This window comes from Amycolatopsis kentuckyensis (genome assembly GCF_002155975.1).
Classification (GTDB): domain Bacteria; phylum Actinomycetota; class Actinomycetes; order Mycobacteriales; family Pseudonocardiaceae; genus Amycolatopsis; species Amycolatopsis kentuckyensis.
The window spans coordinates 1-25,685 of the sequence record NZ_MUMI01000567.1 but is presented as its reverse complement, the minus strand read 5'-3'; the positions used below and the strand labels follow the sequence as shown (position 1 = coordinate 25,685).

Here is a 25,685-nt window from a genome sequence, read left to right as displayed (position 1 = left end):
AGCAGGCGGCGCCGGCGCCGGTCCGCCACGAAATCCCGGACATTCCTCTGTGGTCACACGGCCACCAGAAGAAGCCGGACTGGCCGGCGATGTCGGCGGGCCGCCGCCCCGCGGGCATGCCGTACGGCGGCCACCACGGCTGCGGCGGCGGTGGCCGGCACCGTCGTTGACGGTCAGCCGAGCGGAATCTGGTACTGCATGAAGCCTTTGTCGAGCGCAACCTGGTCGTAGAGCCGCCGCGCGGCGGTGTTCGAGGTCTGGGTGTGCCAGTAGACGCGCACGCACCCTTGCGCCCGCGCCCAGTCGGCAACGGCTTCGATGAGCGCCCGCCCGACCCCGCGTCCCCGCGCGTCGGCATCGGTGAAGAGATCCTGCAGGTAGCAGACGTCGGCGGAGGTGGTGCTGACGTGCGTGAAGAAGTGGACGATGCCGACGAGCCGGCCCTCGGCCCGCGCGCCGAGGGCGTGCATCCGTTCCCCGCTGGCGAACTCTCGCCACGCCCGGTCCACGAGTTCCGGAGCGAGGGTCCGGCCGTAGAACGTGTTGTAGCCGGCGAACAGGTTTTCCCAGGCAGCGCGGTCGTTTTCGGTGAGGCCCCCAATGGTGATCATGGTCCGAGGCTAGCGCCCGGGGGACAGGGACCGGACACAACTCGCGAGTAAGGTGACGAACCCGAATCGAATTCATAGAATCGCGGAGCCCGGTCGGCGGAAAGCAGCGGAGGTTCCTGATGGCGCGCACGGCGCACCGTGCCAGTGGCAGGCCCGTGACGGTAGGCGAGCTGATGCTGCGGCCGGATGTCCGTGGCCGCCGCCGCCCTGAGGATTTGGAAGTGCTGGAGCTGGCCTACCGCATGCGCCGCCGCATCGGCCCCGAGGCGGCGACGCGGGTCCCGTCACCGCGAGCCCGAGTATTGGCAGTGGTGACGGGCCTTTGGCGGCGCAGGCCGAGGTAACCCTCGCGCGGCCGGTGCCGTTGGTGGACAGGGGTTTTCGGCCGGTCAGGTAGGTGGCCGGCAGTGGGAGCTCTGGTGGGTCGCCGCTGCGTCCGGCCTGAGCGGCACCGGTGGGAAGCGACCCGGGCGTGCGCTCTTCGCCTGCTGGTGGCTAGTTGGAGTCGGCTGGGCACGAGTCCTTTCGAAGGCTGCGCGGTGAGGCCTTCCGCCTCGGCGCGCGCTCGACGAGGCAGCTTGGGAGCCAACGCCGCGGCCGAAGGGAGCCGCCGGCATTGTGGCGTGGGTGTGGGCCCGTTGCCGTGTGGCTGCGGGCCTGTCCCGTGTTCAGGCTGCGAAGGGCAGTGGTTCGTGGAGGTTGTTGCGCCGGGGTTTTCGGCGCCGGTCGATGAACACCGGTGGCAGGAACTCCGGCAGACCGTCGGCGGCGATGCGGACCTCCCAGCCGGAGCGGTGCAGCAGCCGGTGGTGATGGGCGCACATCAGCACCAGGTTGGTCAGGTCGGTGCGGCCGCCGTCGGCCCAGTGGCGGATGTGGTGGCCTTGGCAGTGGCGGGGTGGGCGGTGGCAGCCGGGGAAGGCGCAGCCCCGGTCCCGGAGGAACAGGGCGCGGCGGAGCCCGGCGGAGATCAAGCGGCGCAGACGGCCCAGATTGAGCGGCTCGCTTTTGTCGCCGAGGACGGCGGGGATGATCATCGCGTCGCAAGCATGAACGCGGGCGTCGGCGGCCGACATGGTGCCGGTGTCGCCGAGGGTGGCCGTCCCGATGCCGGACTGGAGGTCGGTGAGGGAGACCGCGACCATGACGTGGGCTCGCTCCCCAGCCTGCATCGGCAGCTCCGGAGAATTGAGGGCCAGGTCGATCGCGTCGGAGAAAGCATCGCCATACCGCTGGGGCTGGGTGCGGTGGTCCGGGCCGTCGTCGCTGGTGCGGCGTTCGGCCAGGGCATCCAGCAGGGCGCTGGCGCGGGTGCCGGTCTCGTCATCGAATCGGGCGTTCAACTCCCAAGTACCGGATCTTCGGCGGCGGAGGAACAGTTCCCGAGACGGGGCCACCGGTTCGGTATCGGCGGGTTCCGCCCCATCGGGGTTGAGGTGGGCGAGGATGCGGGCGCCCAGGACTGCGACCTGCTTGTGCCCGGCCTTGGCGGCGAAGGTGAGCAGGTCGGCTTCGGCGCTGTCGCGATGCTCGGGCGGAACCTCGGCGAGAACACCCGTGATCGCATCAATCATCGGGTTGCTCAACCGCCCCGCCAGAGCGGCAGCGCCGGTGGCGGGCGCGAGAGCGGGGATCGGGGTGCCGTCGAGGTTCCGGCCGGGGTTCAGCACGCGAGCACGCTTCACAAGACGTTCGGCGACCGGCTTCGGAACATCGCCGAGATGCTCCAAAAGACGAGCCACCGACCGATACCCGAACAGCTCCATCACCCCACGCTGCTCGATCTCCACAAGCAGGGCACCGAGTTCGGCTTCGGCAGACCGCATACACGCAAGCAGCTCACCGATGCGGTCGGCGAAGGCCACCGCCTCGGGGGAAGAGCTCGCGTTGTCGGACATAGATCAAGATTACCGAGCATCGAACACAAGTTCATCACTCGAACGGGTGCGAATACCTGACCCCAGGACGCTTCAGAAACCGATCGTCGACGGCGGGCGAGCGATCAATGCCGTCGCTCCCGGCTCGACCGCGGCGCAGTGCGTTCCCGGCGCCGGGAGCTTGCCGGTGATCAGGTAGTCGTCGGTCGCCTTGGTCACGCACGAGCTGTTCTTGAAGTACGCGCCGTGGCCCCAGCCGTCATACGTGAGGAGCGTGCTGCCCGTCTGGCGGGCCACGGCCTGCGACCACGCGTACGGCGTCGCCGGGTCATGACGGCTGCTCAGCACCAAAAGCGGCGGTGCGCCGTGGACCTGCAGCGGGTGCTGCGGGTTGCTGGTGCGGTTCGGCCAGCCGATGCAGCCGGTGACCGCGGTCCAGCCGAGGGAGTTGACCTTGACGTCCGGGGCGAACGCCGCCGCCACCCGGCGGTACGTCTCGAGTTCCGCGAAGTTGTGCACCGGCATGCGCCAGTCGTCGCAGAACACGCTCGGGAAGACGTAGTTGATCGGGATGTCGTCGCTCAGCCTCGCCGACGCCGCCGGCGCGGTGCCGTCCGCCAGGAGCTTGAGCACCGTCGCGAGCCTGTCCCAGCTGGGGCCGTAGAAGTTGCCCTGGAAGATCGCCGCGAGGTCCAGCGGCTCGATCACCTCTTCGCTGCGCGGGTCCTTCAGTTCCCCGCGCGCGGCCTTGTCCTGCAGGTCACGCGTCAGCTTGGAGACGTCGCGGCCGTGCAGTGCGCAGCTCGTCGTCCGGTTGCACCAGGCCACGAACTCGCCGAACTCCGCCTGCACCGAGCGCGTTTCGCTGAGCAGGAACTCGCCCGCGGTGAACTGCGAATGGTCCATGTTGCTGTCCAGCACGAGCGCGCGGACCTTGTCCGGGAACAGTTCCGCGTACTGCTGGCCCATCAGCGTGCCGTAGGAAACGCCGTAGTACGTCAGTTTCGGCTCGCCGAGCGCGACGCGGATGGCGTCCATGTCCCGCGCGACGCTCTTCGTGTCGCCGAACTGCCCCAGCGGGCCGGAAATGCGGTTGCAGCTCTCGCCGAGCTTGCGGTTGTACTCCGCGAGCTGCTCGAATTCGGCCTGGTTGCGCGGCATGCGCGGGTGGTCGGCGATCAGTTCTTCGAGCCCGCACGAAATCCGGGTGCTGGCGCCGACTCCGCGCGGGTCGAACCCCACGGTGTCGAAGCGCCGGGTGATCTCGGGCGAGAGCGACCAGCCGTTCTTGACCTCTTCGGTGCCCGAGCCGCCGGGGCCGCCCGGGTCCATCAGGACCGAGCCGATCCGGGCCTGCGGGTCCGTGGCCTTGCGCCGGGCGAGTGCGACGGTCGCGGTGCCGCGGTCGGGGTGCGCCCAGTCCACCGGCACGGTCACCGTGCCGCAGTCGACGCCGGGCGCGTCGGCGCACGGCTGCCAGTCGACGGATTCCGCGGCCGAAGCCGGCGTTGCCGCCAGCAAGCTGCCCAAGACCGTGGCCACCGCCACGGCCGTCACCAGTCGCTTGCCCACCCCCGCCATCGCCAGTCCTCCCCCTACCGACAGTGTTTGACCGACTCCAGCAAATCACCGATCCGGTGATCCCGCCAGCTTCCCAGGTGAATCACACCTTCGTGTCCACTGTGGACGACCGCTCGGCCCGCCGGAGCCAGGCCGCGGCCAGCGAGCCCAGCGCGCACAGTGCCGCCAGCACGCCGAACGCCCAGCCGAACCCGGTCGCCGGACCGGCACCGAGGCCTTGGGACAGCACGATCACGCACAGCGCGCCGCCGAGTGCGCCGCCCACGCGCATCACGATGTTGACCAGCGCGGTGGCGTGGCCGAGCTCAGCGGCGCCGACCGACGCGTACGCCGCCGTCGACGCGGGCATGATCGACAGCCCGAGCCCGGCGCCGCGGACCAGGAGCAGGGCCTGGATCAGCCACATCGGCGAATCCGGGCCGAGCCACGGAAGCGGCACCGTGCTCGCCAGCACCACCAGTGACCCGGCGAGCGCGACGGTCCCGCCGCCGTAGCGGTCGGTCAGCCGCCCCGCGACGAACACGAACACCGTCGTGGCCAGCCCCATCGGCGCGAGCAGGACGCCCGACTCCGCGGTCCCCGCCCCGAGCCGGAGCTGGAACCACAGCGGCAGCAGCAGGACGGCGCTGAACATCCCGGCGCCACCGAGCAGCACGGCCGCGAGCGCGGAGCCCATCACCGGCCGGGCGGCGAGCCGCAGCTGCAGCACCGGGTGGGGCGTGCGCAGCGACCGCCAGGTGAACAGGCCCATCGCGGCGGCGCCGACGGCCGCGAGGACGACGTTGAGCGAGCCGGGCGTGCCGAGTTCGGTGAGCGCGTACACGAACAGTGGCAGGCCGAGCGTCACCATCGCCAGGCCGCGCCAGTCCATCGGCGGCGGCTGGTGCCGGTCGCCGCGCGGCACGTACCGCAGCGCCAGGCCGAACGCGAGCAGCCCGATCGGGAGGTTCAGCCAGAACAGCACCGGCCAGGAGAAGTGCGCGAGCAGGAAGCCGCCGACACTCGGCCCGACCACCGGCGCGAGCCCGACCACGAGCGCCAGCGTGCCCATGGTGCGGCCCAGCCGTTCCGGGCCGACGGCCAGCCCGATCACGGTCTGCCCGGCGGTGACCATGACGCCGGCGGCCATGCCCTGCACGGCCCGGAAGCCGATCAGCGTGCCCGCGTCCGGCGCGAGTGCGCAGGCCACCGACGTGAGCAGGAACGCGGCCAGCGCGGCGAGCCACAGCCGGCCGGCGCCGAACTTGCGCCCGAGCCACGGGGTGAGCGGGAGCGCGGCGGAGAGGCCCAGCAGGTACGCCGTCGCGACCCACTGGATCTCGACGAGTGCGACGCCGAGGCTGTCCCGCATCGATTCGAGCCCGACGGCGACGATCGACGCGTCCATGTTGCCCAGGAAGCCGCCGAGCGCCATCACCCCGGAGGCGATCCAGACGGTGCGGGGGATCGGCGGCGGTGCGGTGCGGAGATCGGTCATGGCTCCGACGGTAAAAGCTCGAGGAAGGTTGAAGTCAACCTTGTCCATGCCGGACGGCTGTGTTATGCATGAGTAATGCATGAGACGCGGCTGGCGAACCTGCTCGGCGCGGCGGTGCTGAACCTGTCCGACCGGATGACGGGCGCCGCCGCGGCGGCCGCCGGGGTCAGCCTGAGCGGGACCGCCGCGCTGGTCGTGCTCGCGGAGTTCCCCGGCCTCGGCGGGACCGAGCTCGGGCGGCGGATCGGGATCGGCCAGCCGGCCTGCGCCCGGATGCTCGACCAGCTGGCGGCCCGCGGGCTCGTGCGGCGGCAGGCGAAGAGCGGCCGGGCCGTCGCTGTCGTGCTCACCCGCGCCGGGCGGTCCGCGGCGAACCGTGCGCTCGAGGCCCGGCGGAACGTGCTGGCCGGCGCACTGACCGCGGTGTCCGATCCGGACGCTCTGGAGCCGTTGCTGGAGCAGCTGTTGCGGGGGCTGCACGGCGAAGTCCGCTCGGGCGACCTGATGTGCCGGCTCTGCGACCGTCCCGGCTGCGTGGCGCAGGACCGGATCTGCCCGGTCGGCCAGGCGCAGCGCGAGCTCGGGGCGCCGTGATGGGCAACGTCCTCGCGCTCGTCTCAGCCCTGTGCTTCGGGGTCACCCACTTCGTCAGCGGGCTGGTTTCCCGCCGCGCGCCGGGGATGACCGTGTCGCTGTACGCGCAGGTCGCGGGCACGGTGGTGGCCGTTCCGTTCGCCGCCTTCGCCGGATCGGGCACGGCCACCGCGGCGGCGCTCGGCTGGGGTGCGCTCTCCGGCGCGGGCACCGGGGTCGGCGTCGCCTTCCTCTACCGCGCGATGGGGAAGGGGGCGATGAGCCTGGTCGTGCCGGCGAGCGACGTCGCCGCCGTCGTCCTGCCGGTGCTCTTCGGCCTGGTCCTGCTGGGGCAGCGGCTTTCGCTGCCCGCGCTCGCCGGGATCTGTTGCGCGGTACCGGCGTTGTGGCTGGTCTCGCGGTCGCGCGGGGAGCGGGCCGGCCGGACGGCCGCCGGGATCCCGGACGCCTTCGTCGCCGGGCTCGGCTTCGCCGTCCAGTTCGTCGCGCTCTCGCGGATCCCCGCCGAAGCGGGGTTCTGGCCGGTGGTGTTCAGCCGCGCGGTTTCGGTGGTCGCCATCGCCGTCCTCGTCGCGGCGACCCGGGCGCCGTGGCGGCTGCCGGTGCGGTTGTGCGGGCCGGCGGCGTTCGCCGGGGCGTGCGGCAGCGCGGCGATCGTGCTCTACCTGCTCGCGGCCCAGCAGCAGCTGCTGGTGGTCGCGACCGTACTCGCCGCGCTCTACCCGGCGGTGCCGGTGCTGCTGGCGCTGGTCTTCCTGCGCGAACGGCTGAGCCGGGCCCAGGTCGCCGGGCTGCTCGGAGCGGGGGCCGCGATCGCGCTCGTGTCACTGGGCTGACCGGCGGCTGACGACGTTCCGGCTGCCCGCCTTGAGGCCCCGGTAGTGCTCGAGCGCCGCCACGGACTCGGTGACCTGCTCGAAGCTGGGCAGCGCGCGCACGTTCGCCACCAGCGTCATGTCCTTGCGCGGGATTTCGATGAAGCAGACCTCGACGCCCGCGTGCTCGGCGTGGGTGGCCACTTCGGCCTGCCAGCCGGGGAGATCGAGGTCGTCGCCGAGCCATTCGTGCAGGTAGACGCACCACTTGCCGCGCAGCAGCTCACCCGCGATGGCTTCCAGGCCGACCACGTACGGCTCGGTCACGTGCTCGGCCATGACCGTTCCCCGCAACACCAAGGCACTGTTTCCCTCCTGCGCCCGGCGGCGACCCATACCGCCGGAAAGCGCTCTCTCGGCGGGAGCCTCCCCGCTTCGCCGAGCAGCGCGAACCCCGGTGACCGATGACCGAACACCGGGGTCCGCCAACTTACCGGTGGAATTGGTTCCCAGCAACCGTTTCCCGGAGATCACGGAAAGCGCGTGCACAATCGGCGTGCGGATGCACGGTCATTTCAGCCGCGTGCGCAGCAAGTTGGGCGATCCGCCGAAGTAAGCGCTGTCGGCCACGTACAGCGTGTCACCGCGGACGGCGACCGACGTCGGGTTGGCCAAGCTGTCCGAAGTGGACAGGATGGTCCTGGTCCCGCCGTGGCCGATCGTGACGACCCGGTTCTCCTGGTTGACGGCCGCGACGACGTCGCCGCCGTGGAACGCGAAGTCGTCGATCGGCCCGAGCCCCGAGGCGACGACCCGGCCGGGTGCTCCGGTGAGCGGGAACCGGACCAGGGTGCCGCGGTCCAGGTTGGACGCCCAGAGCGCGCCGTCGTGGACCTTGACGCCGTTCGCGCCGAACCCGCTCACCGGGGCGAGCAGTTCGCCGGCGGCCCAGTCGGTGACCTGCCCGGTGCGCGGCGAGACGCGCCGGACGACCGAGCCGAACGAGTCGGCGACGAAGATGTCCCCGCCGGCGGGATCACGGGCGACGCCGTTGTGAAAACCGGCCGGCGGCAGGGCGGCCACCCGCACCGGCGCTGATCCGGGGCGGACGCGGTACAGGCCGGTGGCCGCCGTGCCGGTCGAAACGGCCACGTAGAGGTCGCCGCCCGGAGCGCGGACGATCCCGCCGAGGAACAGTTTCCGGTGCACCACCGGGACGTCGCCGTCGGCGGGAACGGGGATCCGGGCGATGACGCCGACCTGCCCGCCGGGCGTCACCCGGCCGATTTCGCCGGTGTAGGCGAAGGTGAGGTCGGCGGAACCGTCGGGTTCCAGAGCGATGTTTTCGGGCTGCTGCCCGGCGGCGAGGTCGAGCGGGACGATCCTCGGCGCCGCCTGGGCGGGCGCGGCCGGCAGGGCCAGGACGGCGGCCGCGGCCAGCGCGGTACCGATCTGCTTGATGCGCAAGGGAACTCCGGTTCGTGGAGAGGAACGGTACGTCGACCGTAGGCCCGGTGCGCACCCGGCCGCCAATAGCTCGGCCTGGGCCGGCCATCGGAAAACCGATCACAGGTCGCGGGCGAAGCAGCGCGAGAGCGGTTCGCCGCGGTAGGGCCCGTACGCCTCGATCGGTTCGTAGCCTTCGCGCTGGTAGAACCGGATCGCGTCCGGCTGCCCGGTGCCGGTTTCCAGCAGCAGACGGGTGATCCCGAGGTTCCGCGCGTGGTCTTCGAGGGCGCGCAGGAGGGCGGCCGCGACGCCGGTGCCACGGGCCGCCGGCTCGACGTACATGCGCTTGACCTCGCCCGATCCGGGGCCGAGCAGCCGCAGCCCGCCGCAGCCCACGGCGGTGCCGTCGGCGTCGCGCGCGAGCAGGAACACGGCGACGGTCTCGGCGGTGGGGACCGCACCGGGCTCGTGGTCGTCGGTGCCGTAGCGGGCGTCGAGTTCGGTCCGCTGGGCTTCGCGCAGGCGGACGGCGTCCGGATCGTCCCAGGTCACCGGGGTGATCGTCAGTGTGCAGTCGAGCATCAGGCCACACTCCCTTTTCCGTAACAGGCGTTACCGTAGCATCTGTTACGCTTCCGGGCCATGCCCAAGCAGCGTGACGTGCAGGCCCAGCGGGAGCTGCTGTCGAGCGCGACCTGGCAGGTCCTCGCCGACGACGGCTTGCCGGGGCTGACGCTGCGCGCGGTGGCCGAGCGCGCCGGCTGCACGACCGGCCTGGTGATGCACGCCTTCCCGACGAAGAAGGCGTTGCTGCTGCACGCCCGTGACCTGCTGTACGAACGCACGGCGGTTCGCGCGGACGCAGCGGAAGCGGCGTGCTCTTCCGCGCCGGCCGCGCTGGCGGCGGTGCTGGGCCAGGCGGTGGACCTCCCGCACGGCCACCACGAGGAATCCCGGATCTGGGTGGGCTTCCTGGCGGCGGCCCTGGCCGACGACGACCTGGCCGAGCGCCACCGCGCGGCGAACCGTTCGTTCCTGGCGCGAGTCCGCCGGCTGGTGGCGGCGTGCCGTCCGGAGTGGACGGACGAGCGGCTGGAGCTGACGACGAAGAGCCTGGTGGCGTTGGTGGAGGGATTGAACGTCCTGGCCGCGGCCGACCCGCGGACCTATCCGGCCCGGCTGCAGCAGGCCGCGCTGGCCGAGGCGCTCGCTCCGCTGGGATGACGCGGCGTCACGCCGCCGGGCCGAAGCGGCGGCGATAAGCGCTCGGGCTGAGGCCGGTGTGGCGTCGCAGCTGCGCCCGCAGGTTCGCCGCCGTTCCGAAGCCGCTCGCCGCCGCCACCCGGTCCAACCTCAGCTCACCTCGCTCGATCAGGCGGCACGCCAAGCTCACCCGCTCCGTCGTCAGCCACGCCAGCGGCGTCGTGCCCAGCTCCGCACGGAACTTCCGGTGCAGCGTCGCCGGGCTGGTGGCCGCGCGCGTGGCCAGGTCCGTCACCGTCAACGGGGTGTCCAGGCGCTCCAGCGCCCACGCCAGGACCGGAGCCAGCGACGTCTCCGGAACCGCCGGCACCGGGCGGGCGATGAACTGCCGCTGGCCGCCGTCGCGGTGGCCGGTGAACACCAGGCGGCGGCTGACCGCGTTGACGACCTCGGCGCCGTGGTCGCGCTGGATGATGTGCAGGCCCAGGTCGAGCGACGCCGCGCTGCCCGCCGCCGTGAGGACGTTGCCCTCGTCGATGAAGAGCACGTCCGGTTCCCACCGCACCCGCGGGAACTTCGCGGCCAGCGAAGCCGCCCACTGCCAGTGGGTCGTCGCGCGACGGCCGTCCAGCACGCCCGCTTCGGCGAGGGCGAACGCTCCGGTGCAGAAGCTCACCAGCCGGGCGCCGCGGTCGGCCGCCCGGCGGATCGCCGCGATGATCGCCGGGTCCGTCGGGACGCCGGTGTTCGGGCGGGCCGGGACGATCAAGGTGTCCGCCGCGTCAGCCGCCTCGAGGCCCGCCACGCCGGACAGCGTGAACATGCCGAGGTTCATCCGCACGGCCGGCGTCGCCGCGCAGAGCGTGAAGTCGTACCAGGGCCGGTCGAGTTCGGGACGGCGGAGACCGAACAGCTCGGTCGCCACGCCCAGCTCGAACGGGTTCGACTCCTCGGTGACGATCGCGACGACCCGGTGCGAGAATTCTTGCGGCATGTGCGATTCCTAGCACTCGCGCCGGCGAAACACCAGGTCGAACATGGACGCATGAACCCGATCGACCTCAACGAAGTCCTGGCGAGCTTCGACGCCGCCTGGAGCCCGCGGATCGTCACCCGCGTCAACGACTACGACATCCGCCTCGCGCGGTTCGACGGCGAGCACGTCTGGCACGTCCACGAGCACACCGACGAGTTCTTCCTCGTCCTGGACGGCGAGATCGAGATCGGCCTGCGCGACCCGGGCGAACGCGTCGTCACGCTCGGCCGCGGGCAGGTCTTCGTGGTGCCGAAGGGCACGTTCCACAAGCCGTCTTCGAAGGCAGGGGCGAGCGTGCTGCTCGTCGAGCCGGCGGGGACGCTCTCGGTCGGCGACACGCACGACGAGGTTCCCGAGCACGTCGACGTGACCACCGGCCACCTCGTCTAACGTCGGGAACATGCTGACTGTCGTACCCGTCGACCAGGTGTCCTGGGCGGACCTGCAGGCGATCTTCGGCGACCGTGGCGACCCGGCCCGCTGCCGGTGCCAGTACTTCAAGGACACGCCCGCCGAGTGGCGCTCGGGCACCGCCGGCGAGCGCGCCGAGCGGTTCCGCGCGCAGACGGCCGACCACGCGACCGGGCTCGTCGCCCACCTCGACGGCGAGCCCGCCGGCTGGTGCGCGGTCGAACCCCGCACGGCGTACCGGCGCCTCCTCGGCAGCCGGCTGGTCTGGGCCGATCGCGACGAGGACAAGGCGGACGACGGAGTCTGGGCGGTCACCTGCTTCGTCACGCGCAAGGGCTTCCGGCGCCGAGGGGTGAGTGCGGCCCTGGCGAAGGCGGCGGGGGACTTCGCCCGTGAGCGAGGCGCACGGGCGGTCGAGGGCTACCCGATGGTCGTCGAGCCGGGGAAGCCGCTCGCCTGGCCCGGGGAACTGTTCGTCGGCACCCGCGGGATCTTCGCCGACGCCGGCTTCACCGAGGTCAGCCGCCCGACCGCGCGCCGCGTCGTCATGCGGCTGACCTGCTGAGTCTTTTCCCGGAACGGCGTACGCTCGGCCGCATGAAACGGACATCGTTCGCGCAGTGGCCGTGCTCGATCGCGCGCACCATGGATCTGCTCGGCGACTGGTGGACCCCTCTGGTGCTGCGGGACGCCTTCTACGGCGTGCGCCGCTTCGACGAGTTCCAGCAGGCGCTCGGCATCGCGCGCAACACCCTCGCGGACCGGCTCAAGCGGCTGGTCGACGAGGGGCTGCTGGAGAAGGTGCCCTACCAGACCGAGCCGGTGCGCTACGACTACGTGCTCACCGAGAAGGGCCGCGACTTCTACCCGGTGCTGCTCGCGATGACCCGCTGGGGCGACAAGTGGCTCGCGAGCGAGGCCGGCCCGCCGATCACCATGCACCACCTCGCCTGCGGGCACGACACGCACGCCGAAATCGTCTGCGCGGACTGCCGGGAACCGATGACGCCGGACGACACCCGGATGCGCCGCGGCCCCGGCTTCCCGCCCCGGCTGGCGCAGCGCCCGGACGTCGAGGAGCGCTTCGCCCGGCAGGAGTAGCCGTTGACAGGGTAGGTCTATCTACGCAACTATCGTGGTCAGACGGGGAGAAAGGGGCGACCACGATGGAGTGGACGGGTGCGCGGTACGCCGACCTGCCGACGGCCGAGGTCTCGACCTGGATCGACGCCGCGCCCGAGGACGTCTGGCCGATCGTCTCGGACATCACGCTGATGCCGGAGCTGAGCCCGGAACTCCAGTCCGTCGAATGGTGCGAGGTCGGCCGCAAGTTCCTCGGCCGCAGCAAGCACGACGCGTTCGGCGAGTGGGAGACCACCTCGTACGTCGTGGAATGCGAAGCGCCGCGGGTGTTCGCGTGGGCCGTGCAGGACCCCGAGGAGCCCAGCGCCGTCTGGAAGTTCACCCTCGAGCCCGACAACGGCGGCACGCGCCTGAGCCAGTGGATGCGGATGGGACCCGGCCGGTCCGGGCTGTCGTTCGCCATCGACCGGATGCCGGAGAAGGAACAGAAGATCGTCTTCGTCCGCATGCGGGAGTTCGAGACGGCGATGCAGGGCAACCTCGCCGCGATCAAGACCCGGATCGAAAACCGATGAGGACCGCGACGACCGTCGAGTTCTCCGACGACACCCGCGCGACGCTGGACTTCGTGCTGGAGGCGGAAAAGCTCGGCCTCGACGTCTGCTGGGTGGCTGAGGCCTGGGGCTCGGACGCGCCGTCCGCGCTCGGCTACCTCGCCGCCCGCACCGACCGGATCCGGCTTGGTTCCGGGATCATCCAGCTGGGCACGCGCACGCCGGTCGCCATCGCGCAGGCCGCGTTGACGCTCGCCGACCTGTCCGGCGGCCGGTTCGCGCTCGGGCTCGGCGCGTCGGGGCCCCAGGTCATCGAAGGCCTGCACGGTGTCCCGTTCGCGAAACCGCTGACGCGCATGCGGGAAACCGTCGAGATCATCCGGCAGGCCTTCGCGGGGGAGAAGATTTCGTTCGCCGGCCAGGCGTTCGAGATCCCGCTGCCCGGCGAGGCCCGCCCGATGCGGCTGTCCTCCGCGCCGAACCCGGACATCCCGATCTACCTCGCGACGCTGTCGCCGAAGCTCCTCGAGCTCACCGGCGAGGTCGCCGACGGCTGGCTCGGCACCAGCTTCGTGCCCGAAGGCGCTGACGCGTACTTCGCGCACCTGGACGCCGGGCTCGCGAAGGCGGGCAGGCAGCGTAAGGACATCGACGTCTGCCAAGGCGCCGAAGTCGCCTTCGCGGACAACGAAGACGAGCTGCGCGTCATGGTCGGCAGCCGCAAGAAGGAGCTCGCGTTCAGCCTCGGCGGGATGGGCTCGGCCACCACGAACTTCTACAACAACGCCTACAGCCGCCAGGGCTGGGCCGACGTCGCCGCCGAGGTCCGCGAACGCTGGCAGGCCGGCGACCGCGACGGCGCCGCCGCGCTCGTCACCGACGAAATGGTGCTCGGCACGACGCTGATCGGCACCGAAGAAATGGTGCGCGAACGCTTGCGCGTCTGGCGCGACGCCGGCATCGACACCGTCCGGCTCTACCCGGCCGGCGAGACGCTCGAAGCGCGCTTGACGACCCTGGGCCGCGCGCTCGACCTGCTGTGAAGGGGAACGCCATGGGCGAGTGGCAGCGCACCGCGTGCAGCCTCTGCTACCTCAACTGCGGGCTGGAGGTGCAGCTCGACGGCCGGAAGATCACCCGCGTCCGCGGCGACAAGGCGCACCCGCGTTCGGCCGGCTACCTGTGCCAGAAGGCGCAGCGCCTGACCTTCTACGGCGACCACGAAGACCGCCTGACAACGCCGCTGCGACGGCGTCCCGACGGCACGCACGAGCCGATCGACTGGGACACCGCGCTCACCGAGATCGCGGCGAAACTGCACGCGATCCGGGACGCCGACACCGCGGCCGGGCGGCCCGGCTCGTTCGCCTACGTCGGCGGCGGAGGCCAGGGCAACCACTCCGGCGGCGCGTATGGCACCTCGCTGCTGAAGTGGATGAACTCGACGCGGCACTTCAACGCGCTGTCGCAGGAGAAGACCGGCGACTTCTGGGTCAACGGGCACCTGTTCGGCTCGACGATCGTGCACACCGCCGAGGACGTCGAGCACTGCGACCTGCTGGTCGTGCTCGGCTGCAACCCCTGGCAGGCGCACGGTTTCAGCAACGCCCGGCACGCGCTCAACACGCTCAAGAACGACCCGGACCGCCGAATGATCGTGATCGACCCGCGGCGCACCGAAACCGCGGAAATGGCCGACCTGCACCTCCCGCTGCGCCCGGGCACCGACGCTTACCTGCTGGCCGCGATCCTGGCGCTGCTGCTCGAGCGGGGTGGCGCGGACGAGCGGTTCCTCGAGGAACGCACCGAAGGCTTCGACGAGGTCGCCGCCGTGCTGGCGAAAGTGCCGGTGGACGACTGGATCGCGCACGCCGAAGTGTCCCGTGTGGACGTCGAGCACGCCGTCGACCTGATCCTCGCGGCGAAGGCGATGACCGTGCGCGTCGAGCTGGGTATCCAGCAGGGCCGGCATTCGACGCTCAACAGCTACCTCGAGAAGCTGCTGTACCTGCTCACCGGGCACTTCGGCCGGCGCGGCACGAACAACCTGCACTCGTGGCTGCTGCCGCTGTGGGGCGCGACGACCGGGCAGCGCTCCGAGATCACCGGCTTCGAGTACATCGGCGGCCTGCTGCCCGCGAACACCCTCGCCGAGGAGGTCCTCGCCGACCACCCGAACCACGTCCGCGCGGTGTGGGTCGAGTCGTCGAACCCGGCCAACACCTTCGCGGGGACGCGGGACGTCGAACGCGCCCTGGAGGCGGCGGAGCTGTCCGTGGTCGTCGACGTCGCCTACACCGAGACGGCCGCGCTGGCCGACTACGTGCTGCCCGCGGCGTCCCAGCACGAGAAGTGGGAGTTCACGCTCTTCACCTTCGAATGGCCGACGAACTACTTCCAGCTGCGGCGGCCGTTGCTGGACCCGCTGCCGGGCACGCTCGTCGAGGCCGAGATCTACGCGCGACTGTTCGACGCCCTCGGCGTGCTGCCGCCGTCCGACGTCCTCGCTTCGCTGGCCGCGGGACCGCGCTCAGAGCTGCAGGCGGGGCTCGGTGCCCTGGTCCAGGCGATGCCGGAGCGCGCGGCGATCCTGCCGGTGCTGCTCTACCGCACCCTGGGCGCGTCGCTGCCCGACGGCGCGGCGTCGATCGCGCCGCTGTGGGCGGGCTGCCACCGCGCGGCGAAGACGATGACCGTGCCGGTGCAGCGCGCGCTCGGCAGCTCGGCCACCGGCCCGCAGCTCGGCGAAGAGCTCTTCGAGCGCGTCCTGGCTGGTCCGACGCCGTTTTCGGCGCACGAGCAGGACGAAGTGTGGAGCCTGCTGCGCCGCGCGAAGATCCGGTTGGCCGTGCCGGAACTGCTCGATTGGCTGGCCGCGCTGGACCCGGCGGCCGAACGGCCCGACCCGGCGTACCCGTTTTCGCTGCTCAACGGGCAGCGGCGGGCGCACAACGCGAACCAGATCCTGCGTGATCCGCGCTGGCGCCGCACGGATCCGGACGGTGCCCTGCGCGCGCGTCCCGAAGAACTGGCGTCGATCGGGGCAGCGCCGGGGGATTGGGTGGCCGTCGTGACGTCGGCGGGGCGGGTGGTGGTCCGCGCCGAGGCCGATCCCGCGCTGCGGCCGGGCCAGCTCGCGCTGCCGCACGGCTACGGCATGGCGCACCCGGCCGCCGGTGGCCGCCGGGTGGTCAGCGGCCCGCGGATCAACCTCCTGACCGACGCGCTGGACCGCGACCCGATCGCGGGGACGCCGCACCACAAGGACGTCCCGGCGCGCCTGGAGCCCGCGACGGAGGAGGAGCGGACCCGGGCGGAGGCGGACAGCCGGACCGTCGCGAGTGGACGATCCTGACGTTTCCCCGGTTTATAGTGGCTCCATGCGCAAGATCGTCGCGAACCTGTTCATCTCCCTCGACGGCGTGGTCGAAGCGCCGGACAAGTGGTCGTTGCGGTACTGGAGCGACGAAATCGGCCAAGCGGTCGGCAGCGGGATGGCCGCCGCCGGAGCGATGCTGCTCGGGCGCGTCACCTACGAAGGGTTCGCCGAGGCGTGGCCCGGCCGGACCGCCGAGGACGACGAAGGCGCCGAGTTCATGAACAACGTGCGCAAATACGTGCTTTCGTCGACGTTGACCGAAGTCGGCTGGAACAACTCGACGCTGCTCACCGGCGACCCGGCCGAGGCGGTCCGGACGCTGAAGGCCGGGTCCGGCGGGAACATCATGACCAGCGGCAGTCCGACGGTGGTGCGCTGGCTGCTGTCCGAAGGCCTGGCCGACGAGCTCAACCTGCTGCTGTACCCGGTCATCGTCGGTCGCGGGAAGCGGTTGTTCCCGGCGGAAGGGCCGTCGTTCCCGTTGGAGCTGAAGAAATCCGCGGCGTTCGGCAACGGCGTCGTGCAGCTGACCTACGTGCCGGCGTGACCACGCCCTTCCGGATCGAGGTCCCCGAGGCCGACCTCGACGACCTGCGTGCGCGGCTGCGGCGGACGCGCTGGCCCGAGGCCGGGCCCGTGGCCGACTGGAGCCAGGGCACGCCGCTGGGGTACCTGCGTCCGCTGTGCGAATACTGGGCGTCCTCGTACGACTGGCGTCGGGTCGAAGCCAGGTTCAACCGGTTTCCGCAGTACCGCACCGAAATCGACGGGCTGGGCATCCACTTCCTGCACGTGCGCTCGCCGCGGCCGGACGCGCTCCCGCTGCTCCTCACGCACGGCTGGCCCGGCTCGTTCCTGGAATTCGGCAAGGTGATCGAGCCGCTTTCGGAAGAGTTCCACCTGGTGATCCCGTCGCTGCCGGGCTACGGCTTCAGCGACAAGCCGTCGGCGCCGGGCTGGGGCATCGAGCGGATCGCGGCGGCGTGGGCGTCGTTGATGGCCGGCCTGGGATACTCGAGGTACGGCGCGCAGGGCGGCGACTGGGGGACGTCGATCACGACGTCACTGGCCCAGCAGGACGCGGCGCACCTGGTGGGCATCCACCTGAACCCGCCGATCGCGGCACCGGACCCGGCGACGTTCGACGACCTGACGCCGTCCGAGCGGGCCGCGCTGGCCGCGTTGGAGCACGCGCAACGGTGGGAAGACGGGTATTCGGTGCTGCAGTCGACCCGTCCGCAGACGATCGGCTACAGCCTGCTCGACTCCCCGGCGGGGCTGTGCGGCTGGCTGGTGGAGAAGTTCCACGCCTGGTCCGACGGCTTCCCGTTCACCCGCGACGAGCTGCTGGACGACATCACGCTGTACTGGCTCACCGGCACGGCGGCGTCGTCGGCGCGGCTGTACTGGGAGAGCATCCGCAAGGTCCAGAAGTGGTTCGCGGAGGCGACGGACGACACGGTCGACGTGCCGACGGGCTGTTCGATCTTCCCGGCGGAGATGCCGAGGCCATCGCGCCGCTGGGCGGAGAAGCGCTACACCGACATCCGGCACTGGAACGAGCTCGAGCGCGGCGGCCACTTCGCGGCGTACGAGCAGCCCGAACTGTTCGCCGACGAGGTGCGGACGTTCTTCCGGCTGGTCCGCTAGGCCGAGGCGTGGTGGCGGACCAGCAACAGCGCGGCCTCACCGCGCTGACCGCCGGAGCGGTGCTGGCCCTGCAGGGCGTCGGTTCGCTGTTGACCCGCTGGACCGGCGGTGTCGTCGACCGCATCGGAGCCCGGCCCATCGCCATCACCGGCGTCCTGCTGTGTGCCGCGGCGACCGTCCCGTTCGCGGTGGCCGTCGTCCCCTGCCTCGCCCCGGCGAAGCTCAGTTGACCTGCCGCGACTGCCCCTGCCAGAACGGCTGCCGCAGCTTGAACTTCTGGATCTTGCCGGTCGCGGTCCGGGGCAGCTCGTCCAGGAATTCGATCCGCTTCGGGCACTTGTACCCGGCCAGGTACTCCCGGCAGTGCCGGATCAGCTCCTCGGCCGTGACGTCGCCCTCGACCACGACCAGCGCCGTCACCAGCTCGCCCCACTTCTCGTCCGGGATGCCGATCACCGCGGCCTCGCGGATCGCCGGGTGCGAGTTCAGCGCGTCCTCGACCTCGATCGACGACACGTTCTCACCACCCGAGATGATCACGTCCTTCTTGCGGTCCGCGATCGTCAGGTAGCCGTCTTCGAACGATCCGCCGTCGCCCGTGTGGAACCAGCCGCCCTCGGTGACCCGCGCGGTCTCCTCCGGGTTCTCCCAGTAGCCGTCGAGGTTGTGGTTGGACTGGGCGAGCACCTCGCCGTCGCTGTCGACGGCGATCCGGACGCCCAGCGCCGGCGTTCCCGCGCGGCCCAGCAGCCGCGCCTGCTCGTGCGGGTCGAGGTCCGCCCACTCGCTGCGCATCCGGTTGACCGTCAGCAGCGGCGCGGTCTCGGTGAGCCCGTAGATCTGGATGAACTCCCAGCCCAGCTCGGCCCGGACCCGCTCGATCGTGCGCGTCGGCGGCGGCGCGCCGGCCACGACGATCCGGACGCGGTCCCGGCCGGGGATCTCGCCGTCCCACTTCGCGGCACCGTCCAGAGCCGCCGTGACCACCGCCGGCGCCGCGCACAGGATGGTGACGCCGTGCTCGTCGATGCGACGCAGGATCTCCGTTCCGTCGACCTTCCGCAGCACGATGTGCCGCCCGCCGAGGCCGGTCACCGCGTACGGCATGCCCCAGCCGTTGCAGTGGAACATCGGCAGGGTGTGCAGCAGGACGTCGTGGTCGCTCAACGTCGTGTGCAGGCCGAACACCGCGGCGTTCAGCCAGATGTTGCGGTGGGTGAGCTGGACGCCCTTCGGCCGCGCGGTCGTCCCCGACGTGTAGTTGATGGTGGCGGTGGCCGACTCGTCGGCGTCCCACGGCCGGGGCGTTCCGCCGCCGCCCCAGATGGCGTCGTCGTCGCGGCCGAGGACGAACACGTGCTTCGCCGTCACCGTGTCCAGCAGGTGCTCGAGCTCCGGGTCGACGATCAGCACCTCCGCCCCGGAGTGCTCCACTATGTACTTGACCTCGGCGGGTGCCAGCCGGAAGTTGACCGGGACCAGGATCCGGCCCCAGCCGGACACGCCGAAGAACGACACGAGCAGCCGCGCGGCGTTGTGCGACACCATCGCGACCCGCCCGCCGGCCGGCACGCCCAGCGCGTCGAGGTTGGCGGCTTGTGCACGGGCCCGGCGCGCCACCTCGCGGTAGGTGAGCGAACCCCAGCTCGGCGCGGGCTGGTCCGGCTCGTCGACCACGGCGACGCGGTCCGGGTACACCGTTTCCGCGCGGTCGAGGAAGTCCCGGACACCCAGATCGAAGAACATCCCCCGATGATGACTCTTCACCGGGTGCCCGCACCAGTCCGATGTGGTTCGCTGGACCACGATGGACTTCGACACGGTGGCCGGCGAGCTCTACGGGGGCGACCTCGCGGAGTTCGTCAGCGCGCGCACCGCGGCGGTGAAGGCCGCGAAGGCCGCAGGGGACGCCGAGCTCGCGAAGCGGATCCAGCAGCTGCGCAAGCCGACCACGGCCGCGGCGATCGTCAACGGCCTGGCCAGGGACGACTCCGATCAGCTGCGCGAACTGGCCGAGCTCGGCGCCGAACTGCGGGACGCGCACACCCGCCTGGCCGGTGACGAGCTGCGCGCCCTGACCCGGCGCCGCGGCGAGCTGGTGCGGCGGATCCTCCACGAGCTGCCGTCGATGAGCGACACGGTGTCCCGCGAGGTGGAAGCCACCTTGGAGGCCGTCGCGGCCGAGCCCGACACCGCCGCGCTGGCGCTCGCCGGGCGGCTGACGTCGGTCGCGCACCAGGACACCGACCAGTGGTTCAGCCTCGCCGCGAGCGCCCCGCCCGTCACCGGGAAGCGCCCGGGCAAGCTGGTGGACAAGGCCGAACCGGCCAAGCCGAAGCGCGACCACCGGCGTGAAGAAGAGGAGCGGGTCCGGGCCCGCGCGGAGCGCGAGCGCCTGCGCAAGGAAGCCGCCGAGCGGGACAAGGACCGCGCGGTGGCCGAACGCGACCTGGTCCGCACCGAACGCGCGGCCGAGCAGGCCACCGCCCGCGTCGACGACCTGCGCGAGCGCCTGGCCGAAGCCGAGGAACGCGCCGGGCGGGCGACCGCGGAGTTCGAGACGGCGAAAGCGGCCTTCGAGGAAGCCGACGCGGCCGCCTCCGCCGCCCGGAAAGCCGCTGACGCCGCCCGCTGAGCTATGCAGTTAAGGGATGGCCGTCCGTCGTCCCGGTTGGTAACGTGCGATTTGCGCCCCGGATGGGCCGACACACGGAGGTAGTGGCTACCAAGCCCCCTTGAGATCGACACGTTCTGCCTACCCTGGCGGAGCTGTGCCCTCCGTGTCGCCCTCTCGGCCTCCGGTGATTTCTTCATCGGAAAGGATCACCCGGTTTGATCATGCTCACCACGACCGGCGCCCGGACGGGCCGGAAGCACCGCGTTCCCCTAGGCGCCCTGGACATCGACGGCCGGCTGGTCGTCGTCGCCTCGGCGATGGGCGCGCCGAAGCACCCGGCCTGGTACCACAACATCCGGCGCAACCCGCTCGTCACGGTGGAAACGGACACCGAGACGTACGAGGCGATGGCCGCTCTCCCGCCGGACCGCGACAAGCTGTTCGCCGAGGTGATCGAGCGGGAGCCGGGGTTCGCGGACTACCAGGCGCGAACGACCCGGATCCTGCCCGTCGTCGAACTGCACCGGTTCGACACCGCGCGCCGCATGGGCGACTGGCTCGTCGAGATGCACGACTGGCTGCGCGGTGAGCTGAAGGAAATGCGCGCCGAGCTGGATTGCGGCGTCCCGCGGCAGCTGCGCACGCGGTGCGCCGGCTTCTGCACGGCCCTGTCCCGGCACCACACCGGGGAGGCCAGGAACATCTTTCCGCTGCTGGCCGAGCGGTTCCCCGCTCTCCAGCCCACGTTGGCGAAGCTCGACGAAGAGCACGTCGTCGTGGGGCGGCTGCAGGAGGAGATCGAGCGGCTCGTCGAGGAGGAAACCGACCCGGTCCGGCTCCGCGCGGAGTTCGACCGGCTCCAGTCCGCGTTGGACAGTCACTTCGCCTACGAGGAGCGCACGCTCGTGACGGCGCTGAACGTCCTGCTGCCCGCGCCCGGCTGATCAGAGCAGCACTTCGGCCAGCCGCCGCTGGTTCGCCAGCTCCACCTCGGGTGACGGGCCGAGCACCTGCACCGCGACGTGGTCGGCGCCGGCGTCCACATGGGACAGCAAGCCCTTGGCGACGGTCTCGGGGGTGCCGTGCAGGACGAGGTCGTCGATCAGGCGGTCACTGCCGCCGCCGGCGACGTCGGCCTCGGTGTACCCGTGGCGCAGCAGGTTGTTCACGTAGTTGCTGAGGCCGAGGTAGGGGGTCTGGACGTACGGCCGTCCGATGGCGCGCGCGGCCACCGGGTCGTCGTCCACGACCACCTTGTGCTCCGGCGCCAGCAGCTTGCTCGCGCCCAGGATCGCCCGCGCGTGCCGGGTGTGGGCGACCGGCACGAGGTACGGGTGTGCGCCCGCGGTGCGCTCGGCGGCCAGCTTCAGCACGCGGTCGCCGAGCGCGGCGAGCACCCGGGCCTCGGCCGGGACGCCCGCCGCGTCCAGCCGGTCGAGGTAGTCGACGATCTTGGCGTAGGGGCTGCGGTATTCGGTTACCGCCTCCGGGTGGCCGACGCCGACGCCGAGCAGCAAGCGCTTTCCGTACCGGCCCGCGAGCCGGTGGTAGGACTCGGCGAGGGTTTCCGGCTCGTCGACCCACATGTTGACGATCGCGGTCGCCACGGTGATCCGCTCGGTGGCGGCGAGGATGTCCTCGACGAAGGCGAGGTCGCCGACCGAGTTGCGGCCGGTGCCCAGCCAGACCGCGCCGTAGCCCAGCCGGTCCGCCGCGATCGCCTGCTCCTTGCGGGTCACGTCGTCGCGGTGCGGGGCCAGGAACACGCCGAACTTGCTCGATACATTTGTCATACCGAGCAATGTAGCAAATGTAGCGATCAGTGCGCCAGACGGTTCAGCCACTCCCGCAGCATCAGGCGTTCGGTCGGGGTCAGCGCGCGGTCGTCGTCCTCGAGTGCGGTCGACAAAGCGACAGCGAGCGCGCTCACGGACGTGCCTTCGGCCGGGCGGTCGGCGAGCAGTCCGGCCAGGACCGACTCCCTGACCTGCGCGGACATCGCCAGGTCCCGGCTTTCCGCGGGTTGGGCGATCAGGCTGAGCGTCACGCCGCTGTTGGCCGCCGCGAACTGCCGCGCGGCCTCCGCCGCCTCGACGCGCAGGCGGCCGTCGCGCGCCAGCGGCGTGAAGAGCTCCAGCAGCATCGCCTCGGCGCTCGACGTGAGGTTGCACGGGACGCCCGGCTCGATCTGGCCGTAGAGCAGCACGTAGAACGCGGGGTGCTCCAGGCCGTATTCGACGTGCCGGTCCCAGCCCGCGCGGATCCGCTCCACCGGGTCGCCGCCCGGTTCCGGAGCCTGGACGTACTGGGTGAAGCCGTAGTTGACGACCGCGTCGAGCAGGCCCTGCTTGCTGCCGAAGTGGTGGTACAGCGTGGGCGCCTGGACGCCGGCGCGCTCGCAGATCGCCCGCGTCGACACCGGCCCGTCACCCGCTTCGTGCAGGAGCTGACCGGCGGCCATGAGCAGGCGGTCGCGGGTGCTGGTGGCGTTGCTCGATCGTCCGGCCATGTAGCAATTGTAACGGCGGCTTGTACCAGGTCAGCGCAGCCGGAGCTGGACCCGCCGGAGCCCGGCGAAGGCGGCCAGCACGCCCTGGTCCGTCGTGGCCGCGGCCGGGCGGACCGACCGGTACCCCTCCAGGAGCGCCTCCTTCAGCTCTTCGCGGTGCGGCAGGTGCGCGAGGGCGGCGCAGGCGACGGCGAGGTCGTAGGCGTAGTGCCCGTACCCGCAGTCGTCGAAGTCGATCGCGTGCACGCGGCCGCGGTGCAGCAGGTAGTTCTCCTGGTGCAGGTCGCCGTGCACCAGGCCGAAGACCTCGGAGCCGTACCCCAGCTCGGCCCGGACCGCGCGGACGCGCGCCACCGCTTTGCGGATCCGCTCGTCGCCGCCGGCCGCCGCGACGGCCCGGTCGACGACCGCCGGGGAGAAGCCGTCCACCTGCGTGCGGCCGAACTCGGTCAGGTCGTCGACGCGGCGGCGGTCGAGGCCGTTCATCCGGGTGCCGTGCAGGTGTAGCCGCGCGGTGAACTCGCCGACGGCGTACAGCTGCGGCGCGCTGAGCCGCTCGTCGAGGAACCGGCCCTCGACCCAGTGGCAGAGCACGCAGGTCCGCGGTTCGGGTACGGCCGGGTCGGCGACCACGGTGACCAGGTCCCGCTCGCGCGTCGGCACCGGCCGCGGGACGACGAGCTCGGTTTCGCGGCGCAGCGTGGCCAGCCAGGCCATCTCGGCCCGCACCTGCGCGACGCCGGGACCGTCCGGCCGCTGCACCCGCAGCACGTACCGGTGGCCGTCGGCGCCGTCGACGCGGAACGTCGTGTTGTGCCCGTGGGCCAGCGGGGTCAGGCGGGCCACCGGCACGGCGTAGGCCGTCAAAGCCGCTTCCGCGAGCCGTCGCAGGCGCCGGGTCCGGCCGGCGCGGTCGAGCTCGGCGAACGGCCGGGTGTTCGCCTGGAAGTCGGCCATCGCCCAGGTGCTCAGCTGATCGACCGTTCCGGTTCGCGGGAGTGCGAGACCAGCTCGATGGTCGGCGTCGTGTGCCGTCCGCCGCCGAGCCGTTCCACGCCGCGCAGTCCCTCGACCAGCCGCTCGACCTCGGTGTCCGGCCGCACCCCGAAGCGCATGAACTGGCTGGTCATGCCGATCTTGTTGCCGCACTGGCGCACCAGCAGGTGGTGCTCGGCGAGCAGGTAGTCGCAGAGCTCGGCGCCGTCGACCGACGCGGGCAGCTTGACGAGCAGGAAGTTCGCCTGCGACGGGAACACCGTCAGCTCCGGGAACTGCCCGAGCTGCGAATGCATCATGAACCGGTCGAGCGCGAGCTTCTTGAGGCTGTCCTCGTACTCCGCGCGGTGCTCGGCGAGCATGAAGATCACGGTCTCGGCGAGCGAGTTCAGGTTCCACTTCGGCAGCGCGGCGGACAGCTTCCGCGTCAGCGCCGGGTTCGAGACCTGGTAGCCGAACCGGATGCCGTGCAGCCCGAAGTTCTTGCCGAGGCTCTTGAGCACGATCACGTTCGGCCGGACGACGGCTTCGGCGGCCACCGACGGGTTCCGCTCGACCTCGACGAAGTCGATGAAGGACTCGTCGATCACCACCAGGTCGAGGTCTTCGAGGGCGTCCATGAACCGGATCACCTCGCGACGTGGCAGGTACCCGCCGTCGGGGTTGTTCGGGTTGCACAGCACCGCGACCCGGGAGCCGCGGCGCTTGATGAAGTCGATGTACTCGTCCACCCGCAGTTCGAAGCCGTCCGCTTCCTTCAGCAGGAACATGTCGACGCGCTTGCCGGTCTCCATCGGCTGGTCGGTCCAGCGGCCGAAGGTCGGGATCGGCACGGCGACGCTGGAATCGACCAGCAGCTGGTCGATCCAGGTGATCAGCTCGGTCGAGCCGTTGGCCAGCGAGATCGTCGACGGGTTGAGCCGCAGCACGCTCGCCAGCTGCGCGGTGATCGCGGCGGAGTCACTCGGGTAGAACTTGAGGATCGTGCGCAGGTTGCGTTCGAGCTCGCCGAACATCTCGTCGGTCGGGAAGTACGGGTTGCAGGGGATGCAGAAGTCCGCGAGGTCGTCCGCGTGCTGGCCCATCGCCCTGGCCACCGAGAAGAACGACGGGCTGTGGGCCTTGTTCTGCTGGAAAAGGCCGTGGGTGGTCATACCGTGCCGCACGCGTGTTCTCCGTCCGCCGCATTACCGGCCCCTTGCCTTCCCGTTGAGGACACGTACGAATCGGACGGCCGGTTCAATGCCGGACACCGCGTGGATCCCGGTGCCCGCCAGCACCGCCGCGGCCAGCGCGGACAGGAGCAGGAGCGGCAGCGGTGCGGCCAGCGGGTCGACGCCGGTGAAGGACTCGAGGCCGATCACGGCGGTGAGCACGGCGTCGGCGGCGACGGCCGTCCGGACGACGTTCAGCCGGTGCGCCTCGGAGTGGTGGGTGAAGCGCAGGATCCAGGCCAGCGCGGGCAGCACCAGGATCGCGTGCATGGCCACCGCGTGCAGTGGCTTGAGCGAGCCGGCGGTGGTGTAGGCCAGCTGGGGGTCGCCCCCGCGGGCCGCGACGACCCCGCGGCCGATCATCACCGCCCCGGTGGCCAGCGCGACCAGCAGCACGACCAGGCCGGCGCGGACGGCCAGGCGCAGGCTCGGCGCGTCCGGTCCTGGCTCGACGAGCGCCGTGGCCGTGTAGCCGATGACGGTCAGGACGAGCACACCGCCGCCCGCGGCCAGCGTCATCGAAACGGTGCTGTCGAACGTCGTCTCGAAGTTGAAGTGCGACGGCACCCCGCGCCACGCCTGCATGCTGACCAGGGCGACCTCGGCGACGCTCGCCGCGGTGAACGCGC

Annotated in this window: 28 protein-coding genes and 1 pseudogene; 15 read left to right on the top strand and 14 right to left on the bottom strand. The window is 71.4% G+C overall.

The window, feature by feature from the left end:
• Positions 1–173: 173 nt before the first annotated feature.
• The 4 genes from CCN39_RS42040 to CCN39_RS42020 all read right to left on the bottom strand — a co-directional run bounded on the left by CCN39_RS42040 (position 174) and on the right by CCN39_RS42020 (position 5,546).
• Positions 174–611 carry a GNAT family N-acetyltransferase gene (locus CCN39_RS42040; protein ID WP_086852056.1) on the bottom strand — a complete coding sequence of 146 codons (438 nt, stop codon included), beginning with the start codon at positions 609–611 and terminating at the stop codon, positions 174–176.
• A 668-nt stretch (positions 612–1,279) separates the two neighbouring features.
• On the bottom strand, positions 1,280–2,509 hold the full coding sequence (locus CCN39_RS42030) for an HNH endonuclease signature motif containing protein (protein ID WP_086852052.1): 1,230 nt from the start codon (positions 2,507–2,509) through the stop codon (positions 1,280–1,282).
• 72 nt (positions 2,510–2,581) lie between these two features.
• Positions 2,582–4,069 carry an alpha/beta hydrolase gene (locus tag CCN39_RS42025; protein WP_086852050.1) on the bottom strand — a complete coding sequence of 496 codons (1,488 nt, stop codon included), beginning with the start codon at positions 4,067–4,069 and terminating at the stop codon, positions 2,582–2,584.
• 82 nt (positions 4,070–4,151) lie between these two features.
• Positions 4,152–5,546 carry an MDR family MFS transporter gene (locus tag CCN39_RS42020; protein WP_086852048.1) on the bottom strand — a complete coding sequence of 465 codons (1,395 nt, stop codon included), beginning with the start codon at positions 5,544–5,546 and terminating at the stop codon, positions 4,152–4,154.
• Between the two features lie 75 nt (positions 5,547–5,621).
• Here CCN39_RS42020 and CCN39_RS42015 point away from each other — a divergent pair, with 75 nt between their 5' ends.
• Both CCN39_RS42015 and CCN39_RS42010 read left to right on the top strand, forming a co-directional pair.
• Positions 5,622–6,140 carry a MarR family winged helix-turn-helix transcriptional regulator gene (locus CCN39_RS42015; RefSeq protein ID WP_086852046.1) on the top strand — a complete coding sequence of 173 codons (519 nt, stop codon included), beginning with the start codon at positions 5,622–5,624 and terminating at the stop codon, positions 6,138–6,140.
• Positions 6,140–6,976 carry a DMT family transporter gene (locus CCN39_RS42010; RefSeq protein ID WP_086852045.1) on the top strand — a complete coding sequence of 279 codons (837 nt, stop codon included), beginning with the start codon at positions 6,140–6,142 and terminating at the stop codon, positions 6,974–6,976. The genes CCN39_RS42015 and CCN39_RS42010 overlap by 1 nt, the downstream gene beginning before the upstream one ends.
• Here CCN39_RS42010 and CCN39_RS42005 read toward each other — a convergent pair.
• From CCN39_RS42005 to CCN39_RS41995, 3 genes are all read right to left on the bottom strand, one after another.
• Positions 6,965–7,294: a hypothetical protein gene (locus CCN39_RS42005; protein ID WP_208630623.1), complete on the bottom strand. Its 330-nt coding sequence runs from the start codon at positions 7,292–7,294 to the stop codon at positions 6,965–6,967. The genes CCN39_RS42010 and CCN39_RS42005 overlap by 12 nt on opposite strands.
• A gap of 231 nt (positions 7,295–7,525) precedes the next feature.
• Entirely contained in the window at positions 7,526–8,422 is an 897-nt protein-coding gene (locus CCN39_RS42000; protein ID WP_244211250.1) for an NHL repeat-containing protein, read from the bottom strand.
• Positions 8,423–8,521: 99 nt separating this feature from the next.
• Entirely contained in the window at positions 8,522–8,986 is a 465-nt protein-coding gene (locus CCN39_RS41995) for a GNAT family N-acetyltransferase (protein ID WP_086852041.1), read from the bottom strand.
• 60 nt (positions 8,987–9,046) lie between these two features.
• Between CCN39_RS41995 and CCN39_RS41990 the strand changes: the two genes are divergently transcribed.
• Positions 9,047–9,628: a TetR/AcrR family transcriptional regulator gene (locus CCN39_RS41990; RefSeq protein WP_086852039.1), complete on the top strand. Its 582-nt coding sequence runs from the start codon at positions 9,047–9,049 to the stop codon at positions 9,626–9,628.
• A gap of 7 nt (positions 9,629–9,635) precedes the next feature.
• Here CCN39_RS41990 and CCN39_RS41985 read toward each other — a convergent pair whose 3' ends face one another.
• Positions 9,636–10,601: a GlxA family transcriptional regulator gene (locus CCN39_RS41985; protein WP_086852037.1), complete on the bottom strand. Its 966-nt coding sequence runs from the start codon at positions 10,599–10,601 to the stop codon at positions 9,636–9,638.
• Positions 10,602–10,652: 51 nt separating this feature from the next.
• Between CCN39_RS41985 and CCN39_RS41980 the strand changes: the two genes are divergently transcribed.
• From CCN39_RS41980 to CCN39_RS41940, 9 genes are all read left to right on the top strand, one after another.
• Complete coding sequence (locus CCN39_RS41980; RefSeq protein WP_086852035.1) at positions 10,653–11,033, top strand: cupin domain-containing protein; 381 nt, start codon at positions 10,653–10,655, stop codon at positions 11,031–11,033.
• Positions 11,034–11,043: 10 nt separating this feature from the next.
• Positions 11,044–11,619 carry a GNAT family N-acetyltransferase gene (locus CCN39_RS41975; RefSeq protein ID WP_086852033.1) on the top strand — a complete coding sequence of 192 codons (576 nt, stop codon included), beginning with the start codon at positions 11,044–11,046 and terminating at the stop codon, positions 11,617–11,619.
• A gap of 32 nt (positions 11,620–11,651) precedes the next feature.
• Positions 11,652–12,155 (top strand): winged helix-turn-helix transcriptional regulator, encoded by a 504-nt coding sequence (locus CCN39_RS41970; RefSeq protein ID WP_086852031.1) that lies wholly within the window; start codon positions 11,652–11,654, stop codon positions 12,153–12,155.
• A gap of 65 nt (positions 12,156–12,220) precedes the next feature.
• The gene (locus CCN39_RS41965; RefSeq protein WP_086852029.1) at positions 12,221–12,712 is read left to right on the top strand and encodes an SRPBCC family protein; all 492 of its coding nucleotides are present in this window, start codon (positions 12,221–12,223) and stop codon (positions 12,710–12,712) included.
• Complete coding sequence (locus CCN39_RS41960) at positions 12,709–13,734, top strand: LLM class flavin-dependent oxidoreductase (RefSeq protein ID WP_086852027.1); 1,026 nt, start codon at positions 12,709–12,711, stop codon at positions 13,732–13,734. Before CCN39_RS41965 ends, CCN39_RS41960 begins: the two co-directional genes overlap by 4 nt.
• A gap of 11 nt (positions 13,735–13,745) precedes the next feature.
• A complete protein-coding gene (locus CCN39_RS41955) occupies positions 13,746–16,046 on the top strand; it encodes a molybdopterin-dependent oxidoreductase (RefSeq protein WP_086852026.1) in 2,301 nt (766 codons plus the stop codon).
• A gap of 25 nt (positions 16,047–16,071) precedes the next feature.
• Positions 16,072–16,617 carry a dihydrofolate reductase family protein gene (locus tag CCN39_RS41950; RefSeq protein ID WP_086852024.1) on the top strand — a complete coding sequence of 182 codons (546 nt, stop codon included), beginning with the start codon at positions 16,072–16,074 and terminating at the stop codon, positions 16,615–16,617.
• Positions 16,614–17,720, top strand: coding sequence for an epoxide hydrolase family protein (locus CCN39_RS41945; RefSeq protein ID WP_086852022.1), 1,107 nt, complete (start codon positions 16,614–16,616; stop codon positions 17,718–17,720). Before CCN39_RS41950 ends, CCN39_RS41945 begins: the two co-directional genes overlap by 4 nt.
• A gap of 11 nt (positions 17,721–17,731) precedes the next feature.
• Positions 17,732–17,950, top strand: coding sequence for a hypothetical protein (locus CCN39_RS41940; protein ID WP_086852020.1), 219 nt, complete (start codon positions 17,732–17,734; stop codon positions 17,948–17,950).
• On the opposite strand, the gene CCN39_RS41935 is transcribed toward CCN39_RS41940, so the two are convergent.
• Positions 17,943–19,466 carry an AMP-binding protein gene (locus CCN39_RS41935; protein ID WP_086852018.1) on the bottom strand — a complete coding sequence of 508 codons (1,524 nt, stop codon included), beginning with the start codon at positions 19,464–19,466 and terminating at the stop codon, positions 17,943–17,945. The two genes, CCN39_RS41940 and CCN39_RS41935, sit on opposite strands and share 8 nt — an antisense overlap.
• Positions 19,467–19,527: 61 nt before the next feature.
• Here CCN39_RS41935 and CCN39_RS41930 point away from each other — a divergent pair, with 61 nt between their 5' ends.
• From CCN39_RS41930 to CCN39_RS52670, 3 genes and pseudogenes are all read left to right on the top strand, one after another.
• Complete coding sequence (locus CCN39_RS41930; RefSeq protein WP_208630622.1) at positions 19,528–20,355, top strand: hypothetical protein; 828 nt, start codon at positions 19,528–19,530, stop codon at positions 20,353–20,355.
• A gap of 194 nt (positions 20,356–20,549) precedes the next feature.
• Positions 20,550–20,846 (top strand): annotated as a pseudogene (locus CCN39_RS52675) (nitroreductase/quinone reductase family protein); the annotation flags it as partial.
• Positions 20,847–20,882: 36 nt separating this feature from the next.
• On the top strand, positions 20,883–21,281 hold the full coding sequence (locus CCN39_RS52670) for a hemerythrin domain-containing protein (protein WP_341867729.1): 399 nt from the start codon (positions 20,883–20,885) through the stop codon (positions 21,279–21,281).
• Here the strand turns inward: CCN39_RS52670 and CCN39_RS41920 are convergent, their stop codons facing one another.
• The 5 genes from CCN39_RS41920 to CCN39_RS41900 all read right to left on the bottom strand — a co-directional run.
• Complete coding sequence (locus tag CCN39_RS41920; RefSeq protein WP_244211248.1) at positions 21,282–22,130, bottom strand: LLM class F420-dependent oxidoreductase; 849 nt, start codon at positions 22,128–22,130, stop codon at positions 21,282–21,284. It lies immediately after the preceding gene.
• A gap of 26 nt (positions 22,131–22,156) precedes the next feature.
• The gene (locus tag CCN39_RS41915) at positions 22,157–22,846 is read right to left on the bottom strand and encodes a TetR/AcrR family transcriptional regulator (RefSeq protein WP_086852011.1); all 690 of its coding nucleotides are present in this window, start codon (positions 22,844–22,846) and stop codon (positions 22,157–22,159) included.
• A 30-nt stretch (positions 22,847–22,876) separates the two neighbouring features.
• Positions 22,877–23,803 carry a phosphotransferase enzyme family protein gene (locus tag CCN39_RS41910; RefSeq protein ID WP_086852009.1) on the bottom strand — a complete coding sequence of 309 codons (927 nt, stop codon included), beginning with the start codon at positions 23,801–23,803 and terminating at the stop codon, positions 22,877–22,879.
• A gap of 11 nt (positions 23,804–23,814) precedes the next feature.
• Positions 23,815–25,008, bottom strand: coding sequence for a pyridoxal phosphate-dependent aminotransferase (locus CCN39_RS41905; protein ID WP_086852007.1), 1,194 nt, complete (start codon positions 25,006–25,008; stop codon positions 23,815–23,817).
• A gap of 21 nt (positions 25,009–25,029) precedes the next feature.
• A partial coding sequence (locus tag CCN39_RS41900; protein ID WP_086852005.1) for a hypothetical protein occupies positions 25,030–25,685 on the bottom strand: 656 nt, incomplete at its 5' end.

What these genes read in the sequence shown, in the direction of transcription:
- CCN39_RS41970 (WP_086852031.1), top strand. Translation starts at nt 11,652, where the DNA reads ATGAAACGGACATCGTTCGCGCAGTGGCCGTGCTCGATCGCGCGCACC.
- CCN39_RS42040 (WP_086852056.1), bottom strand. Translation starts at nt 611, where the DNA reads ATGATCACCATTGGGGGCCTCACCGAAAACGACCGCGCTGCCTGGGAA.
- CCN39_RS42015 (WP_086852046.1), top strand. Translation starts at nt 5,622, where the DNA reads ATGCATGAGACGCGGCTGGCGAACCTGCTCGGCGCGGCGGTGCTGAAC.
- CCN39_RS41930 (WP_208630622.1), top strand. Translation starts at nt 19,528, where the DNA reads ATGGACTTCGACACGGTGGCCGGCGAGCTCTACGGGGGCGACCTCGCG.
- CCN39_RS42020 (WP_086852048.1), bottom strand. Translation starts at nt 5,546, where the DNA reads ATGACCGATCTCCGCACCGCACCGCCGCCGATCCCCCGCACCGTCTGG.
- CCN39_RS42005 (WP_208630623.1), bottom strand. Translation starts at nt 7,294, where the DNA reads ATGGCCGAGCACGTGACCGAGCCGTACGTGGTCGGCCTGGAAGCCATC.
- CCN39_RS41980 (WP_086852035.1), top strand. Translation starts at nt 10,653, where the DNA reads ATGAACCCGATCGACCTCAACGAAGTCCTGGCGAGCTTCGACGCCGCC.
- CCN39_RS42030 (WP_086852052.1), bottom strand. Translation starts at nt 2,509, where the DNA reads ATGTCCGACAACGCGAGCTCTTCCCCCGAGGCGGTGGCCTTCGCCGAC.
- CCN39_RS41920 (WP_244211248.1), bottom strand. Translation starts at nt 22,130, where the DNA reads ATGACAAATGTATCGAGCAAGTTCGGCGTGTTCCTGGCCCCGCACCGC.
- CCN39_RS42025 (WP_086852050.1), bottom strand. Translation starts at nt 4,069, where the DNA reads ATGGCGGGGGTGGGCAAGCGACTGGTGACGGCCGTGGCGGTGGCCACG.
- CCN39_RS41915 (WP_086852011.1), bottom strand. Translation starts at nt 22,846, where the DNA reads ATGGCCGGACGATCGAGCAACGCCACCAGCACCCGCGACCGCCTGCTC.
- CCN39_RS41975 (WP_086852033.1), top strand. Translation starts at nt 11,044, where the DNA reads ATGCTGACTGTCGTACCCGTCGACCAGGTGTCCTGGGCGGACCTGCAG.
- CCN39_RS41950 (WP_086852024.1), top strand. Translation starts at nt 16,072, where the DNA reads ATGCGCAAGATCGTCGCGAACCTGTTCATCTCCCTCGACGGCGTGGTC.
- CCN39_RS41965 (WP_086852029.1), top strand. Translation starts at nt 12,221, where the DNA reads ATGGAGTGGACGGGTGCGCGGTACGCCGACCTGCCGACGGCCGAGGTC.
- CCN39_RS41960 (WP_086852027.1), top strand. Translation starts at nt 12,709, where the DNA reads ATGAGGACCGCGACGACCGTCGAGTTCTCCGACGACACCCGCGCGACG.
- CCN39_RS41995 (WP_086852041.1), bottom strand. Translation starts at nt 8,986, where the DNA reads ATGCTCGACTGCACACTGACGATCACCCCGGTGACCTGGGACGATCCG.
- CCN39_RS41955 (WP_086852026.1), top strand. Translation starts at nt 13,746, where the DNA reads ATGGGCGAGTGGCAGCGCACCGCGTGCAGCCTCTGCTACCTCAACTGC.
- CCN39_RS42010 (WP_086852045.1), top strand. Translation starts at nt 6,140, where the DNA reads ATGGGCAACGTCCTCGCGCTCGTCTCAGCCCTGTGCTTCGGGGTCACC.
- CCN39_RS41910 (WP_086852009.1), bottom strand. Translation starts at nt 23,803, where the DNA reads ATGGCCGACTTCCAGGCGAACACCCGGCCGTTCGCCGAGCTCGACCGC.
- CCN39_RS41990 (WP_086852039.1), top strand. Translation starts at nt 9,047, where the DNA reads ATGCCCAAGCAGCGTGACGTGCAGGCCCAGCGGGAGCTGCTGTCGAGC.
- CCN39_RS52670 (WP_341867729.1), top strand. Translation starts at nt 20,883, where the DNA reads ATGGGCGACTGGCTCGTCGAGATGCACGACTGGCTGCGCGGTGAGCTG.
- CCN39_RS41985 (WP_086852037.1), bottom strand. Translation starts at nt 10,601, where the DNA reads ATGCCGCAAGAATTCTCGCACCGGGTCGTCGCGATCGTCACCGAGGAG.
- CCN39_RS41935 (WP_086852018.1), bottom strand. Translation starts at nt 19,466, where the DNA reads ATGTTCTTCGATCTGGGTGTCCGGGACTTCCTCGACCGCGCGGAAACG.